Source organism: Streptomyces avidinii, from assembly GCF_014650695.1.
In the GTDB taxonomy this organism is placed as follows: domain Bacteria; phylum Actinomycetota; class Actinomycetes; order Streptomycetales; family Streptomycetaceae; genus Streptomyces; species Streptomyces avidinii.
Window position 1 is genome coordinate 83,563 of sequence record NZ_BMVL01000001.1, and the last position, 14,487, is coordinate 98,049.

Genomic DNA, 14,487 nt, shown 5'->3' on the forward strand with positions numbered 1-14,487 from the left:
GGCACCCCCGCCGGAACGGCGGCCGCGGCCGCCGGCCGCCGGAGCGCCGCCCGTGGCGGAGCCGGTGCGCGGCCCGCCGCCCGAGCGGCGGCGCGAGCCGGAGCCCGTACCGGAGCCGGAGCGCGGCTTGGGCGCGGTCGGCTGCGGAACGTCCAGCACCACCGGGATGCCCGAGGGCTCCTTGGCGCCGGTCAGCCGGGCCAGTTCCTCGTCGGAGGACTTGATCTGCGCGGTGCGCGGGGAGATCCCGGCGTCCGACATCAGACGGGTCATGTCCCGCTTCTGGTCGGGGAGCACCAGGGTGACCACGCTGCCGGACTCACCGGCACGGGCGGTACGGCCGCCGCGGTGCAGGTAGTCCTTGTGGTCGGAGGGCGGGTCCACGTTGACGACGAGGTCGAGGTCGTCGATGTGGATGCCGCGCGCCGCGACGTTGGTCGCGACGAGCGCGGTGACCTCGCCCGTCTTGAACCAGTCGAGGGTGCGGTTGCGCTGCGGCTGGGAGCGGCCGCCGTGCAGGCCGGAGGCGCGTACGCCGTCCGCCAGCAGCTTCTTGACCATGCGGTCGACCCCGCGCTTGGTGTCGACGAACATGATCACCCGGCCGTCGCGAGCGGCTATACGCGTCGCCACGGCCTTCTTGTCGGTCTCGTCCATGACGTACAGGACGTGGTGCTCCATGGTGGTGACCGCACCGGCCGACGGGTCGACGGAGTGGCCGACCGGGTCGGTCAGGAACATCTTGACGAGCTTGTCGATGTTCTTGTCCAGCGTCGCCGAGAACAGCATCCGCTGGCCGCCGGCCTCGACCTGCTTGAGCAGCGCCGTGACCTGCGGCATGAAGCCCATGTCGGTCATCTGGTCGGCCTCGTCGAGGACGGTGATCGAGACCTGCGAGAGGTCGGCGTCACCGCGGTCGATGAGGTCCTTCAGGCGGCCGGGGGTGGCGACGAGCACCTCGGCGCCGCGGCGCAGGGCGCCGGACTGCCGGTTGATCGACATGCCGCCGACGACGGTCGCGATGCGCAGGTTGACGGCCGTGGCGTAGGGGGCCAGGGCGTCGGTGACCTGCTGCGCGAGCTCACGGGTCGGTACGAGGACCAGCGCGAGCGGCGCCTTCGGCTGCGCGCGGCGGCCGGCGGTACGGGCGAGCAGCGCCAGGCCGAAGGCCAGCGTCTTGCCGGAGCCGGTGCGGCCGCGGCCGAGCAGGTCACGGCCGGCGAGGGAGTTCGGCAGCGTCGCGGCCTGGATGGGGAACGGCTCGGTGACGCCCTGGGCGGCGAGGGTCTTCAGCAGCGCCTCGGGCATGTCCATGTCCGCGAACGCGGCGACCGGCGGCAGCGCCGGGGCGATCGGCTCGGGCATGGTGAATTCCTGGGGTCGGGCCACGGGGGCGGACTTCTGCCGTCCCGCGCCAGACTTCGGACGCCCCTGGGCCGCACCTCGACCCCGGGTGGGGCGGCGGCTGGGTCGTGCGGAGCTGGAGCTGGTCATGCGAGAAAGCCCTCCTGAAACCGACAGGTAAAACAAAGGTCGAAACAGCAGACAAGCCGGGGTCCGCACCTCGCGGTGCGGACCCCGGCATGCTGAAGTATTTAGGCGGGAACGATGTTCTCCGCCTGGGGGCCCTTCTGGCCCTGGGTGACGTCGAAGGACACGCGCTGGCCCTCCTGGAGCTCACGGAAGCCCTGGGTGGCGATGTTCGAGTAGTGGGCGAAGACGTCCGGGCCGCCACCGTCCTGCTCGATGAAGCCGAAGCCCTTTTCCGAGTTGAACCACTTCACGGTGCCAAGTGCCATTTTAAATCTCCTGAATAGGCGGCAAAGGGCCCCATCCGGAGATTCCGGCAAAACAATAAAAGCGCCTGCGGAGCATTCCCGTCAGGCGCACATAAAGTTCATGGGTACCACAACTGCAACGAGCTCTAAGCTAGCACACCCTCGGTCCGGCGGCGCCGGAGCAATGGTGTGACCTGCGCCCTCCGGTCGGCGGCCGGCGATGCGCCGGACCGGTCCGACGGGGTGTCCGCGGGGCCGGAGCCCCTGTCCCCCTTGGGTCGAGGCCGGTCCGGGCTCTTGCGGACGGTCTCCCCGGCCGCGCGGCCGGCTCCGCCTTCGGCGAAAAAAGATTCACTCCTGCGGGTCGGTCCGGGCAGGCCGGCCGAGGCGGCGGAAGTCCCTGGCGGCCTCCTGCCCCAGCTGGTTTGATCATGGGATGGCAGCGATCAAGGAGCCCTGGGGGCTCAGTGTGCTCGGCGCGGGCAGCGTGTCCGCCGAACCCCGACTCGCCCACGTGGACCTGGCGGTCGATCTCCTCGCCCCGACCCCGAAGGCGGCTTTCGCCGAGGCGGGCGCGGCGGTGACCCGGCTGCGGGGCGTCCTTCGCGAGCACGGCATACCGGACTCGGACGTGTCCGGCTCGCGCCTGCAGCTCACCTCGCAGTACAAGGGCTACGGCACGGAACGGTCCTTCCTCGGCTACGCCTGCGTGGCCACCTACACCGTGCGGACGGAGGCACTGGCCCGGCTGGAGCTGCTGATCGAGGACGCGGTCACGGCCGGCGCGAACCGCGTCGACGCCGTGCGGTTCGAGGTGAACGACAAGCCCGCGATGCGGGACGAGGCCCGGCGCCGGGCGGTGGAGGCCGCCCGGCGCAAGGCCGAGGTCTACGCGGAGGCGTGCCGGGTGCGACTGGGGCCGGTCATCCACATCGAGGACGTGGACCCGGAGTCGGTGGGCGGCCACAGCCACGGCCGCCGCACGGGAGGGGACCCGGAGGACGACGGCGCCCTCACCCCGGGCTCGGTGCGCGTCGAGGCGGCCGTACTCCTCGGCTTCGGCCTGCTCCCGGACTGACCGGGGCCGGCGCCGGGACAGGGACCGGGGGCCGGGAGCAGGAGGCCGGGAGCAGGAGGCCGCCTAGAGCCGCTCGATGATCGTCACGTTGGCCTGGCCGCCGCCCTCGCACATGGTCTGCAGGCCGAAGCGGCCGCCGGTGCGTTCCAGTTCGTGGAGCAGGGTGGTCATCAGCTTCACTCCGGTCGCGCCCAGCGGGTGGCCCAGGGCGATCGCGCCGCCGTTGACGTTGACCCGCTCGGGATCGGCGCCCGTCTCCTTCAGCCAGGCGAGGACGACCGGGGCGAACGCTTCGTTGATCTCCACCAGGTCGATGTCGGCCAGTGACATGCCGGTCTTCTTCAACGCGTACGCCGTGGCCGGGATCGGCGCGGACAGCATCCGGATCGGGTCCTCGCCGCGTACCGAGAGGTGGTGGATGCGGGCGCGCGGCCGCAGGCCGTGTTCCCGTACAGCCCGCTCGGAGGCGATCAGCATGGCCGCCGCGCCGTCCGAGACCTGGGAGGAGACGGCCGCAGTGATGGTGCCGCCCTCGACCACGGGCTTGAGGGTGGCCATCTTCTCCAGGGTCGTGTCCCGGCGCGGGCCCTCGTCCACGCTCACGTCCCCGTACGCCACCGTCTCGCGCGCGAAGCGGCCCTCGTCGATGGCCCGGATCGCCTTCCGGTGGGAGCGGAGCGCGAACTCCTCCATGTCCTGCCGGGTGATCCCCCACTTCTGCGCGATGAGCTGGGCGCCGTGGAACTGGTTCACCGGGGCGTCCCCGTACCGGGCCCGCCAGCCCGCCGAGCCCGCGTACGGTCCCTCGTCGAGGCCCAGCGGCTCGGCAGCCTGCCGCGAGGCGAAGGCGATCGGGATCATCGACATGTTCTGGGTGCCGCCCGCGATCACCAGGTCCTGCGTGCCGGACAGGACGCCCTGCGCCGCGAAGTGCACCGCCTGCTGCGAGGACCCGCACTGGCGGTCCACGGTGACCCCGGGCACCTCCTCGGGCAGGCCGGCCGCCAGCCAGGCCGTCCGGGCGATGTCCCCCGCCTGCGGCCCCACCGTGTCGAGGCAGCCGAACACCACGTCCTCCACGGCGGCCGGGTCCACCCCGGCCCGCTCGATCAGTGCCTTCAGGACGTGTGCGCCCAGGTCGGCCGGGTGGACGGCGGACAGGCCGCCCTTGCGCCGCCCCACGGGCGTGCGTACCGCATCGACTATGTAGGCCTCGGGCATCGGGACTCCTCAGACGGTCGGGTCGGTCAGGTGGGGCGCAGTGCGATCCCGTCCAGCACCATCGACAGGTACTGGCGGGCGATCTCCTCGGGGCTGTGCTGTCCACCCGGCCGGTACCAGGACGCCGCCACCCAGACCGTGTCGCGCACGAACCGGTAGGTGAGGCGGATGTCGAGGTCGGAGCGGAAGACCTTGGCCTCGACCCCCCGCTCCAGCGTCCCCAGCCAGGCCTTCTCGAACTTCTGCTGCGAGTCGGACAGGTAGTGGAAGCGGGGCTGGGCGGAGAGGGTGCGGGACTCCTTCTGGTAGATGGCGACGGCGGCGCGGTGCCGGTCGATCTCCCGGAAGGACTCGGTGACGAGGGCCTCGATGGTCTCCCTGGGGCCGAGACCTGCGGCGAGGACGGTGTCGTACCCGTCCCACAGTTCGGTCAGGAAGGCCGAGAGGATCTCGTCGAGCATCGATTCCTTGGAATCGAAGTGGTAGTAGAGGCTGCCGGCGAGCATGCCGGCGGCGTCGGCGATCTTGCGGACGGTGGTGGCGTTGTAGCCCTGCGCGGCGAAGACCTCGGCTGCGGTGTCGAGGAGTTCACGGCGCCGTTCGGGGGAGGCCGTCACCTGCGGCTTCTTCTTGACTGTCGGCTTGTTCGTTGGCACGCGTCCATTCTCGGCCAAGGCATCCGCTAGGCGTGCTGGCTGCTGACCGACACCGTCTCGCCGGTCATGTACGAGGAGTAGGAGCTGGCCAGGAAGACGATGACGTTGGCGACCTCCCAGGGTTCGGCGTACCGGCCGAAGGCCTCGCGGGCGGTGAGTTCGGCCAGGAGCTCCTCGCTGGTGACCTTGGCCAGGTGCGGGTGCATGGCCAGGCTCGGGGCGACCGCGTTGACGCGTACGCCGAACTCCGCGGCCTCCAGGGCCGCGCAGCGGGTCAGGGCCATCACCCCGGCCTTGGCGGCGGCGTAGTGGGCCTGGCCGGTCTGGGCGCGCCAGCCGATGACGGAGGCGTTGTTGACGACCACTCCACCGCCGCCGGAGGCCTTGAGGGCGCGCAGGGCGGCGCGGGTGCAGCGGAAGGTTCCGTTCAGGGTGACGTCGAGGACGCGGGACCACTGTGCGTCGGTCATGTCGACGAGGTCGGCGGTGCCGCCGAGGCCGGCGTTGTTGACGACGATGTCGAGGCGGCCGTGGATGTGCTCGGCGAGTGCGAAGAGGGCCTGGACCTGGTCCTCGTCGGTGACGTCGCAGGGCAGCGAGGTGACCTTGTCCGCCCCGAACTCGGCGGCGAGGGCCTGCTCGGTCTCCTTCAGGCGGCGGGCGTGGGCGTCGCCGATGACGATACGGGCGCCCTCCTCCAGGAGGCGGCGGGCGGTGGCTCCGCCGATCCCGGCCCCGGCGGCGGCGGTGACGACGGCGGAGCGGCCCTTCAGCAGTCCGTGCCCGGGGACATAGACGGGGGTGTTCACGCCCGTACCTCCTTGGGAAGGCCGAGGTCCGCTCGGCGATGAGGGTGCGCCGGATCTCGTTCGGGCCCGCGGTGCCGGCGGGAGCGGTACGGCTTGGCGGTGGAGGCCTCGGTGCGGGACTCCTCGACGCTGCTCATGGCCGTACGTTAACCTACCAAACACTTGTTAGGGAAGCTTCCCCTCGTGAAGGCCGGACGCCGCATGCCCGACGACCGCACGCCGGCCGACACACCCGTGCTCCACGAGCGCCGCGGCCCGGTCGCGTACGTGACCACGAAGGAGACGACCACCTGATGGAACTCACGCACACGGCGGACGTGGAGGCCTTCCGGGCCGAGGCCCGGGGCTGGCTGCGCGCACACGTCCCGGCCCGACCCCTGCCCTCCCTGGAGACCGCGGAGGGATTCGCCGCGCACCGGGAGTGGGAGGCGGTGCTGCACGCGGACCGCTGGTCGGTGGTCTCGTGGCCCGAGGAGTACGGGGGCCGGGGCGCGGACATCGTGAAGTGGCTGGTGTTCGAGGAGGAGTACTGGGCGGCGGGCGCACCCGGTCGGGTCTCGCAGAACGGCATCAGCCTCCTCGCCCCCACCCTCTTCGACCACGCGAGCGCGCAGCAGCGGGCGCGCGTGCTCCCCTCGATGGCGAGCGGCGAGGTGATCTGGGCGCAGGCCTGGTCGGAGCCCGAGTCCGGGTCCGACCTGGCCTCGCTGCGGTCGCGGGCGGTCCGGACGGACGGCGGCTGGCTGCTGTCCGGGCAGAAGACCTGGTCATCGCGGGCGGCCTTCGCGGACCGCGCCTTCGGGATCTTCCGCACCGACCCGGACGCCCCGCGACCGCACCAGGGGCTGACGTACCTGATGTTCGACCTGCGGGCGCCGGGGGTGACGGTGCGGCCCATCGGCCGCCTCGACGGCAAGCCGGCCTTCGCGGAGCTCTTCCTGGACCGGGTCTTCGTACCGGACGAGGACGTGATCGGGGAGCCCGGGCAGGGCTGGCGGATCGCCATGTCGACGACCGGCAACGAGCGCGGGCTGACCCTGCGCTCCCCCGGCCGCTTCCTGGCCGCGGCGGACCGGCTGGTCGGGCTGTGGCACGAACACGGGGACCCCGCCGACACCGCGCTCGGGGACCGGGTGGCGGACGCGGTGGTGGGGGCGCGCGCGTACGAGCTGTTCACCTGGGTGAACGCCGCCCGCTTCGCGGCGGGCGAGACGATCGGCGCCGAGTCCAGCCTGAACAAGGTGTTCTGGTCGCAGTACGACATCGCCCTGCACGAGACGGCCCTGGACCTGCTGGGCGCGGACGCGGAGCTCGCGGACGGCGCGTGGGCCGAGCCCTGGGTGTTCTCCCTGGCCGGGCCGATCTACGCGGGGACGAACGAGATCCAGCGCGACATCATCGCCGAGCGGCTGCTCGGCCTCCCGAAGGGCCGCCGCTGATGCGCTTCCTGCCGACCGACGAGCAGTCGGACTTCGCCCGTACGCTGCGCTCGCTGCTGGGCTCGGCGCGGGTGCCGGCGACGGTACGGGCCTGGGCGGACGGCGATGCCGGGCCCGGGCGGGCGCTGTGGTCCCGGCTCGCGGGGACGGGGCTGTTCGCGCTGGCCGTGCCGGAGGCCTACGAGGGGGCCGGCCTGCTCCTGCCGGAGCTGTCCCTCGGCTTCGTGGAGCTGGGCCGGGCCGGGGTGCCGGGGCCGGTGGTGGAGAGCGCCGCCGTGTCGGTGCTGCTGGCGGAGCTGGCGGACGAGGCGCTCGCCAAGCGGTTCCTGCCGGGGCTGGCCCTGGGCGAGACCTCGGCCACGCTGACGCTGCCGGGCGGGAGCCCGTACGCGCTGGACGCGGACGCGGCGACGTACTGCTTCGCGGTATCGGCTGCGGGCGAGCTACGGCTGGCAGGCGGTACGGGCGGGGCCGGCGGTACGGGCGGCGCCGGAGCCAGGGGAGCCACCGGCGCCACCGGCGAGCCGCTCCGGTCGACGGACCCGGCCCGCCGGCTGTCCCTCCCGCCGGCCGACGGGGGCGAACTGCTCGCCGCGGGACCGGGGGTGGCGCGGGCGGCCGAGGTGGCCGGACGCTGGGCCCGGCTGCTGACGGCCGCCCAGTGCCTGGGCGTCGGCGAGGCACTGCTGGCCAGGACGGTGGAGTACGCGAAGCAGCGCACGCAGTTCGGCACGCCGATCGGGTCCTTCCAGGCGGTCAAGCACCGGCTGGCGGACACCCTGCTCGCCCTGGAGTTCGCCCGCCCGCTGGTGTGGGCGGCGGCCCTGTCCCCGGCCCCGGGCGAAGTGGCCGCGGCGAAGCTGTCGGCCGGCGAGGCGTGCTACCGGGCGGCGATGACGGCGCTCCAGCTCCACGGCGCGGTCGGCTACACCGAGGAGCTGGACCTGTCCCTGTGGCTGCGCAGGGCCCGGCCCCTGCGGGACGCCTGGGGAACGCCTTCGGCCTGCCGGGCCGAGGTACTGCGGTCCCTCACACCACCGCGACGCTGACGTTCACGACGTACTGCTCCTCGACGATGCCGTCCGGGAAGAGCGGGTTCAGCAGCTCCCGCTCCCCCGCGAAGTACGCGCGGGTGCGGGCCTCGCCCAGGACCAGGAAGGCGGAGTGGCTGGCGAGGTTGGCCAGGTGGTCGTCCAGCGTGATGCGCCGGGACCAGGTCACCGACCGGGTGGTGAACTCGCCGAGCCCCTCGGGCAGAGTGCGGCGGCTCTCCCCCTTGACCTCGAAGAAGACCCGGAGCCGCTCCTCCTGTTCGGCGATCCACGGGACGGTGACGTCCGTGTCGTTCCACCACATCGCGAGCGCGCCGCCGGGACGCAGCACCCGGCGGGCCTCGGGCACGGAGCGGGCCGGGTCGGTCCAGTGCCAGGCCTGGGCGTAGGTGAGCAGGTCGAACGCGCCGGTGGCCAGCGGCAACCGGTCCCCGTCGCCGCGCACGATCGGGATCCCGGGATGCGTCCGGCGGAACTCGGCGGCCATCCCGTCCCCGGGCTCCACGGCGAGGACCTCGGCCCCGCGCTCGCGCAGGAGCCCGGTGGCAATGCCGGTCCCGGCTCCCACGTCGGCCACTCGGGCCCCGGCGAGCGGCCGCCCGGCGAGGGCCTCGACGGCATCGAAGAGGGCCGGGGGGTAGCCGGGGCGGTGGGCTGCGTACAGAGCTGCTGCTGCGTCGAAGGAACGGGCACGTGTCGTCATGCGTCCATTGTTTTCGATCACGCAATCGGCAACAAGATCGCGGTACTTGCGGTCATAGCAGCATCGGCAGCGGCTTCGAGCCGCAGACCCTGCCCTGGTCGAAGAGCGGCACCGCGGAGGGCGGGGACCCGTCCGGCGGATCTTGCCGGACGGGCCCCAGGTGCCGGGGAGGGCTCAGCGCTTGAGCATGAAGGTGAAGTCGCCGGAGAGCTTGCCGCCCAGCCGGACCGGCGACACGAGTTTCCCGTCCGCGATCAGTCTTTCGACCTCGGCCCGGGAAAGACCGCAACCTTCAGCGATCACCCGCACCGGCCGGACGGGGATCTGCGCCGCGAAGCGGACCGCGACGTCGATCACCTCCCGGCCCAGGTGATCCGATCCGCCGGTATCGAGCCGCCAGGCGTCGTCCCAGTCGAGGGCGATGCGATTGCGCCGCCGCATGACCGGATCCTGGAGCACCTCGGCTGCCAGGCCGGGGTCGTTGTCATGCATGCGGTCCAGGAGCTCAGGTCGTACGGAGCGCACGTTCATCCGCTCCAGGACCGTGAGCTTCGCGGTGTCCCCGCAAGCGGTACAGAGCACGAGCAGCCAGGCGTCGAGGAGCTTGTGGTTCGCGTTGACACGAAATTTGCCGTTCGCCCGGAAGCGCTCGGACGCGCACGCATGGCAACGGCGGCGAACGAGCGGCAGGCAGGTGGGCACGACCGCCCAGTTATTGAGCACAGAAGTACACCGGTTTCAGTGAGAAGTCCGCAGCAAAAAGCAGCACGGCGCACATGTGCGACGCGCGACCGATCAGCGTTTGGGGGGTCTCACAGGGTGTACAACGGCATGTCCTTGCCTGGACGACTCGGTTCGACGGCACGGTAGTGGCGCACAGCGACGCTGTTCCACTGGTTTTCGGAGACCGCCTAGGCCCGGTGGCGGCGCAGGGAGATCCGGCCGACGAGGACGGTCTGGAGCAGGATCAGGGCTCCGGTGCCGAGCGCCGGCCAGCGCGGGCCGTCGGGGCGTCCGCCGACGGACCAGGCCGGTCCGTCGGGGTCCACGGTCACCTTCAGCCGGGCGCCGACCGGGAGGTCCTTCGCCACCGGGCCGGGCAGGTCGCGGCCCGCCTCGGTGCGCAGCCGCAGCGACGGGGCCGTGGTCGAGCCGTCCTCGACCACGGTCCGCTCGATCACGATCGCCTGTTCCTCGCGGCCGCGGTCGTGGAGGGTGTGCCGGTCCCACGTGATCCCGCCGGCCACGGCGACGGCGACCGCGAGGAGCGCGACGGAGGTGCGGGCGACGAACTCCGCGTCGGTGCCGTGCGGGACAGCCGCTCCGAGGACGAAGACGGCCAGCAGGACGGGGATCCAGGCGCCCTCGGGGCCCTGCAGAAGCCAGATCGCCGCGAACTCCCCTGTCAGGAGAAGGCAGTTGCGCAGGACGGCGCCCGGCAGTCTCCGTATCAGTTCAGCCATGGACACATCATGCCCGGGGGGCGGGTGGGATCCGCCACCCCGTCCGTCACGCCTCCGCCGCGCGGACCCCCGCCACCCAGGCCCCGGCCGCCCGCAGCGCGGCGGCGCCCGCCGGGAGCGGCAGGCCCAGGAAGCCGTGGAAGACCCCCGGGTGCAGCTGGACCGTACAGTCGACGCCGGACCGCGCCAGGCGGCGGGCGTACGCGAGGCCCTCGTCGCGCAGCACGTCGCAGTCGGCGAGGACGATCAGGGCTGGCGGCAGGCCCGCCAGGTCGGGGGCGCGCAGCGGGGAGACGTGCGGGTGCTCCGGGTCGCCGCCGTACTGGTCCCAGTACCAGGCCATGTGGGCGGCGGTGTGGAAGTAGCCCTCCGCGTACGTCTCCACCGAGGCGGAGTCCATCGAGGCGTCCAGCGGCGGATAGAACAGCAGCTGCCCGGCGACGAGTTCGGGTGCGCGCAGGGCGGTCACGGCCGCGAGGTTGCCGCCGCTGGAGTCCCCCGCCAGCACCACCCGGCCGGGGTCGCAGCCGAGCGCGCGGGCCCGGTCCCGGGCCCATAGCAGGACGGTGAGCGCATCGTCGGGCGCGGCCGGCCAGGGGTGCTCCGGGGCCAGCCGGTAGTCCGCCGAGACGACCACCGCGCCCGCGGCCAGCGCCAGGGAGCGGCAGGTCGCGTCGTGGCTGTCGAGCCCGCACATCACCCAGCCGCCGCCGTGCAGGAAGACCACCAGCGGGCGGTCGGCCGGGCCGGGCGCGGGGTCGTGGATCCGGACCGGGACCCCGCCGGCGACCGTGTCGGAGACCGAGGCCACGGCCGGGCCCGGGCGGCCTGATCCGGACGTCGCCGCCGCCCGTAGGGCGAGGGTGTCGCCCGGGCCCGGGAAGCCCGCCGTCATCGCGTCGCACAGCCGCCTGGCCTCCGGGGACAGCGGGTCCGTCGTCGGGAAGTCGGAGTCGAAGTCGGAGTCGGAGTCGCTCATGCGGCCGTCATCCCCCCGTCCACGGTGAATTCGGTGCCGGTGATGTACGAGGACGCGTCCGAGCAGAGGAAGAGGACGAGCTCCCCGACCTCCTCCGGGCGGCCGATGCGCCCCAGCGGTACGTGCGACCAGTCCCGGCCCGCGACCGCCTCGGCCACCATCGGGGTGTCGATGGCTCCCGGGTGCACCGAGTTGACCCGGATCCGGTCCCCGGCGAGGTCGAGCGCCGCCGACCGGGTCAGCCCGCGCAGCCCGAATTTGGTGGATCCGTAGGCCGCGTGGCCGGGTATCCCGACCAGTCCGGCGGTGGAGGAGATGTTGACGATCGAGCCGCCCCCGCCCGCGCGCAGCACCGGCGCCACCGCCTGGATGCCGAGGAACGGCCCGAGCAGGTTGACCCGCAGGAGCGCCTCGAACTCGTCGAGCCGCTGCCGCTCCACGTGGGCCGTGCGCCACAGGGCCGCGTTGTTGACCAGGGCCGAGACCGTCCCGAAGGCATGGACCGCCTCCTTGACCACCGTCGCCCAGCTCGCCGGGTCGCTCACATCGTGGCGTACGTAGAGTCCCTGGTCGCCGAGTTCTTCGGCCACCGCCCGGCCCTCGTCCTCCCGTACGTCGGTGACGACGACCCGGGCCCCGGCCCGCGCGAACAGCCGGGCCTCGGCGGCGCCCTGGCCGCGTCCGGCGCCGGTGATCACGACGACCTTCCCTTCGAGGCGCTCCGCCACGGCTCAGCCCTCCAGGGCACGGAAGTGCGGGATGACCTTCTCGCCCCACTGGCGGATGGTCTCCATACAGGCCTCCTGGGGGACGGTGCCCATCTGGATCAGGCACATCACCTCGTCGACGCCGATCTCGCGCAGCTGCTCGACGTAGGCGATGGCGGTCTCGGCGCTGCCGTACGCGTGCTCCGCGTTGTAGGTGCCGGTGTCGACGGGGCGGGCGGGGATGTTCGCCTCGTGCAGCCGGGCGACGAGTTCCTCCCGGCCCCGGGCCAGCGCCGCCGCGTGGTCCTCCTCCTCCGCGTATCCGGTGGGCTCGGGGCCGTTCCCGTACCAGTGGGCGATGGACTCGGCGAAGAAGCGCTGCCCGCGCGTGCCCAGTCGCAGGGCCCGCTCGGCGTCGTCGAGGACGATCGTCGGGCAGAGGGCGGAGAGGTGGTCGTTGACCTCGGTGGAGACCAGGCGCTCACCGGTGCGTGCCGCGATGGCCTCGTCGTAGACCTTGCGCATGGTGCGGACGTCGTCGGCGCCCGCGAAGCCCATCACCAGGGCCCCGATGCCGAGTTCGGCGGCCAGCTTGAGGGTGTCGTGTCGGGAGCAGGCCATGAAGAGCGGTGGGTGCGGGTCCTGGACCGGGCGGGGCAGGATCGCGCCGGGGCCGATGTCGATGGAGCCGTGCCATTCGAACGTCTCCTCCCGCCAGGCCGAGGAGACGATCCGCAGGGCTTCCTCCGTCTGCGGGCCGGTGTCCTCGGGCCTGACCCCGTACATGGACATCTCCTGGCGGGTGGCGCCGCGCCCGGCGCCGATGTCGACGCGGCCGCCGCAGAGCACGTCGAGCATGGCCGCGCGCTCGGCGACGCGCACCGGGTGCTGGTAGCCGAAGGGCATGGTGACGACGCCGTGCCCGATCCGGATCCGGTGGGTGCGGGCGGCCACCCAGGTCAGGAAGATCTCGGAGGCGCTCATGTGCGCGTACTGCGTCAGGGAGTGGTGCTCGACGGCCCAGATCCGGTCGAAGCCCATCTCCTCGGCGTGGACGGCCTGTTCGACGCAGTCGCGGATGACCTGGCGTTCGCGTTCGGGGGTGGGGTCGACGAGCTGCGCCTCGAAGATCATCGAGAACTTCACGGTGAGTTCCCTCCGTCCGGAGTTCGGGAGCAGTCTTTCTAATAGGAGTACTTCTAGCAGTCATATTCCGCACGGGGAAGGGTGCCGGAGGGCCGGTCGTAGACTGCGCTGCGTGGCAGACGAGACGAACGAGCGGGCGCTCCCCGCGACCAGCTGGGCGGTGCTCGGGCTGCTCTCCTTCGGAGAGGAGCTCTCCGGTTACGACCTGAAGAAGTGGTCGGACCGGTCGCTGCGGTTCTTCTACTGGAGCCCGTCCTTCAGCCAGATCTACAGCGAGCTCAAGCGGCTGGAGAAGTCCGGCTACGCCTCCTCGCGGATGGTCGCCCAGGACACCGGGACGCGCGACAAGCGCGTGTACCGGATCACGGACGAAGGCATGACGGCCGTACGGGAGTGGGCCCGCGAGGCTCCCGTCGATCCACCCGTCCTCAAGCACGGACCGATGCTCCGGCTGTGGCTGGGCCACCTGCTGGAGCCGGAGCAGATGCGGGAAGTCCTCGGCCGGCACCAGGAGTTCGCGGAGCAGATGCGCCGTCGCGCGGTGGCCGACGCGGAGGCCGCGAAGGACGAGAGCGCCTGGGCGTACCCGACGCTCACCCTCCGGTGGGCCGAGCGGTACTACGCCTCCGAGCGCGACCTCGCGGCCGCGATGCTCGACGACATCGATGCACTGGCCGCCGGGCGGGACGGGCGCGGGCGTACGCTCGGCCCATGACGGGCAGTGCGATCAACCTCCGCAAGGTCGAGGAGACGGCTCCGGCGCTCGTGAGCCTCTACAAGAGCGCCGGGGTCTCCCTGCGCAAGTACGGCCTGGAGGGCGGGCGGGCCGCGGTCTACCTGGTCCTGGACTACTCCGGCTCGATGCGTCCGTACTACGCGGACGGCAGTGTGCAGGCCCTCGCGGACCGGGTGCTGGGGCTGTCCGCCCACCTGGACGACGACGCCCGGGTGCCGGTGGTCTTCTTCTCCACCGAGGTCGACGCGGTGGAGGAGATCTCCCTGGCCGGGCACGCGGGCCGGGTCACCGAGATAGCCGCCCGGCTGGGCCACATGGGCAAGACGGCCTACCACGCGGCGATGGACGCGGTCATCGACCACTACCTGGACTCGGGGGCGACGGCCCCCGCCCTGGTCGTCTTCCAGACCGACGGCGGGCCGATCAACAAGCTCGCGGCGGAGCGGTACCTGTGCAAGGCGGCCCGGCTGCCGCTCTTCTGGCAGTTCGTCGGCTTCGGCAACACGCGCAGCACCCAGTTCGACTTCCTGCGCCGACTGGACGAGCTGCCGGTGCCGGCGATGCGGGCCGTGGACAACGCGGGCTACTTCCACGCGGGACAGGACCCCCGGAAGGTGCCGGACCGCGAACTCTACGACCACCTCGTCGGGGAGTTCCCGGCCTGGCTGGCGGCGGTGCGCGGGGCGGGCATCGTGCGCGCCTGACCGGTGACGAGCGGGG

Annotated in this window: 17 protein-coding genes; 5 read left to right on the plus strand and 12 right to left on the minus strand. The window is 72.4% G+C overall.

Going from position 1 to position 14,487, the window contains the following annotated elements:
* Both IE257_RS00380 and IE257_RS00385 read right to left on the minus strand, forming a co-directional pair.
* On the minus strand, positions 1-1,494 hold a 1,494-nt coding region (locus IE257_RS00380; RefSeq protein ID WP_229920031.1), incomplete at its 3' end, for a DEAD/DEAH box helicase.
* A gap of 101 nt (positions 1,495-1,595) precedes the next feature.
* Entirely contained in the window at positions 1,596-1,799 is a 204-nt protein-coding gene (locus IE257_RS00385) for a cold-shock protein (RefSeq protein WP_052872633.1), read from the minus strand.
* Positions 1,800-2,214: 415 nt separating this feature from the next.
* Between IE257_RS00385 and IE257_RS00390 the strand changes: the two genes are divergently transcribed.
* Complete coding sequence (locus IE257_RS00390) at positions 2,215-2,856, plus strand: SIMPL domain-containing protein (protein ID WP_189963368.1); 642 nt, start codon at positions 2,215-2,217, stop codon at positions 2,854-2,856.
* 63 nt (positions 2,857-2,919) lie between these two features.
* On the opposite strand, the gene IE257_RS00395 is transcribed toward IE257_RS00390, so the two are convergent.
* Genes IE257_RS00395 through IE257_RS00410 form a run of 4 tightly spaced genes read right to left on the minus strand, consistent with a single transcriptional unit; the run spans position 2,920 to position 5,679 of the window.
* Positions 2,920-4,077: an acetyl-CoA C-acetyltransferase gene (locus tag IE257_RS00395; protein ID WP_189963370.1), complete on the minus strand. Its 1,158-nt coding sequence runs from the start codon at positions 4,075-4,077 to the stop codon at positions 2,920-2,922.
* Positions 4,078-4,103: 26 nt separating this feature from the next.
* The gene (locus IE257_RS00400) at positions 4,104-4,733 is read right to left on the minus strand and encodes a TetR/AcrR family transcriptional regulator (RefSeq protein WP_189963372.1); all 630 of its coding nucleotides are present in this window, start codon (positions 4,731-4,733) and stop codon (positions 4,104-4,106) included.
* 26 nt (positions 4,734-4,759) lie between these two features.
* Entirely contained in the window at positions 4,760-5,542 is a 783-nt protein-coding gene (locus tag IE257_RS00405; RefSeq protein WP_189963374.1) for an SDR family oxidoreductase, read from the minus strand.
* Positions 5,539-5,679: a hypothetical protein gene (locus tag IE257_RS00410; RefSeq protein WP_189963375.1), complete on the minus strand. Its 141-nt coding sequence runs from the start codon at positions 5,677-5,679 to the stop codon at positions 5,539-5,541. The genes IE257_RS00405 and IE257_RS00410 overlap by 4 nt, the downstream gene beginning before the upstream one ends.
* Before the next feature lie 156 nt (positions 5,680-5,835).
* On the opposite strand from IE257_RS00410, the gene IE257_RS00415 reads away from it, so the two are divergent.
* Positions 5,836-6,981, plus strand: coding sequence for an acyl-CoA dehydrogenase family protein (locus IE257_RS00415; protein ID WP_189963378.1), 1,146 nt, complete (start codon positions 5,836-5,838; stop codon positions 6,979-6,981).
* Complete coding sequence (locus tag IE257_RS00420; protein WP_189963380.1) at positions 6,981-8,030, plus strand: acyl-CoA dehydrogenase family protein; 1,050 nt, start codon at positions 6,981-6,983, stop codon at positions 8,028-8,030. Before IE257_RS00415 ends, IE257_RS00420 begins: the two co-directional genes overlap by 1 nt.
* Here the strand turns inward: IE257_RS00420 and IE257_RS00425 are convergent.
* From IE257_RS00425 to IE257_RS00450, 6 genes are all read right to left on the minus strand, one after another.
* On the minus strand, positions 8,011-8,736 hold the full coding sequence (locus IE257_RS00425; RefSeq protein ID WP_189963383.1) for a class I SAM-dependent methyltransferase: 726 nt from the start codon (positions 8,734-8,736) through the stop codon (positions 8,011-8,013). The genes IE257_RS00420 and IE257_RS00425 overlap by 20 nt on opposite strands.
* Before the next feature lie 174 nt (positions 8,737-8,910).
* A complete protein-coding gene (locus tag IE257_RS00430; RefSeq protein WP_189963385.1) occupies positions 8,911-9,459 on the minus strand; it encodes a DUF1062 domain-containing protein in 549 nt (182 codons plus the stop codon).
* A gap of 188 nt (positions 9,460-9,647) precedes the next feature.
* Positions 9,648-10,199: a hypothetical protein gene (locus IE257_RS00435; protein ID WP_189963387.1), complete on the minus strand. Its 552-nt coding sequence runs from the start codon at positions 10,197-10,199 to the stop codon at positions 9,648-9,650.
* A 46-nt stretch (positions 10,200-10,245) separates the two neighbouring features.
* On the minus strand, positions 10,246-11,178 hold the full coding sequence (locus IE257_RS00440) for an alpha/beta hydrolase (protein ID WP_189963389.1): 933 nt from the start codon (positions 11,176-11,178) through the stop codon (positions 10,246-10,248).
* The gene (locus tag IE257_RS00445) at positions 11,175-11,906 is read right to left on the minus strand and encodes an SDR family NAD(P)-dependent oxidoreductase (RefSeq protein WP_189963391.1); all 732 of its coding nucleotides are present in this window, start codon (positions 11,904-11,906) and stop codon (positions 11,175-11,177) included. The genes IE257_RS00440 and IE257_RS00445 overlap by 4 nt, the downstream gene beginning before the upstream one ends.
* Positions 11,907-11,909: 3 nt before the next feature.
* Complete coding sequence (locus tag IE257_RS00450) at positions 11,910-13,031, minus strand: LLM class flavin-dependent oxidoreductase (protein WP_189963393.1); 1,122 nt, start codon at positions 13,029-13,031, stop codon at positions 11,910-11,912.
* Between the two features lie 112 nt (positions 13,032-13,143).
* Here IE257_RS00450 and IE257_RS00455 point away from each other — a divergent pair, with 112 nt between their 5' ends.
* Positions 13,144-13,746 carry a helix-turn-helix transcriptional regulator gene (locus IE257_RS00455; protein WP_189963395.1) on the plus strand — a complete coding sequence of 201 codons (603 nt, stop codon included), beginning with the start codon at positions 13,144-13,146 and terminating at the stop codon, positions 13,744-13,746.
* Positions 13,743-14,471 (plus strand): VWA domain-containing protein, encoded by a 729-nt coding sequence (locus IE257_RS00460; RefSeq protein ID WP_189963396.1) that lies wholly within the window; start codon positions 13,743-13,745, stop codon positions 14,469-14,471. The genes IE257_RS00455 and IE257_RS00460 overlap by 4 nt, the downstream gene beginning before the upstream one ends.
* The last annotated feature ends 16 nt before the right edge of the window (positions 14,472-14,487 follow it).

Bases quoted from the DNA above. Each gene is read 5' to 3' on its own strand.
- IE257_RS00385 (WP_052872633.1), bottom strand. From the start codon at position 1,799: ATGGCACTTGGCACCGTGAAGTGGTTCAACTCGGAAAAGGGCTTCGGC.
- IE257_RS00390 (WP_189963368.1), top strand. From the start codon at position 2,215: ATGGCAGCGATCAAGGAGCCCTGGGGGCTCAGTGTGCTCGGCGCGGGC.
- IE257_RS00395 (WP_189963370.1), bottom strand. From the start codon at position 4,077: ATGCCCGAGGCCTACATAGTCGATGCGGTACGCACGCCCGTGGGGCGG.
- IE257_RS00410 (WP_189963375.1), bottom strand. From the start codon at position 5,679: ATGAGCAGCGTCGAGGAGTCCCGCACCGAGGCCTCCACCGCCAAGCCG.
- IE257_RS00415 (WP_189963378.1), top strand. From the start codon at position 5,836: ATGGAACTCACGCACACGGCGGACGTGGAGGCCTTCCGGGCCGAGGCC.
- IE257_RS00420 (WP_189963380.1), top strand. From the start codon at position 6,981: ATGCGCTTCCTGCCGACCGACGAGCAGTCGGACTTCGCCCGTACGCTG.
- IE257_RS00425 (WP_189963383.1), bottom strand. From the start codon at position 8,736: ATGACGACACGTGCCCGTTCCTTCGACGCAGCAGCAGCTCTGTACGCA.
- IE257_RS00435 (WP_189963387.1), bottom strand. From the start codon at position 10,199: ATGGCTGAACTGATACGGAGACTGCCGGGCGCCGTCCTGCGCAACTGC.
- IE257_RS00440 (WP_189963389.1), bottom strand. From the start codon at position 11,178: ATGAGCGACTCCGACTCCGACTTCGACTCCGACTTCCCGACGACGGAC.
- IE257_RS00460 (WP_189963396.1), top strand. From the start codon at position 13,743: ATGACGGGCAGTGCGATCAACCTCCGCAAGGTCGAGGAGACGGCTCCG.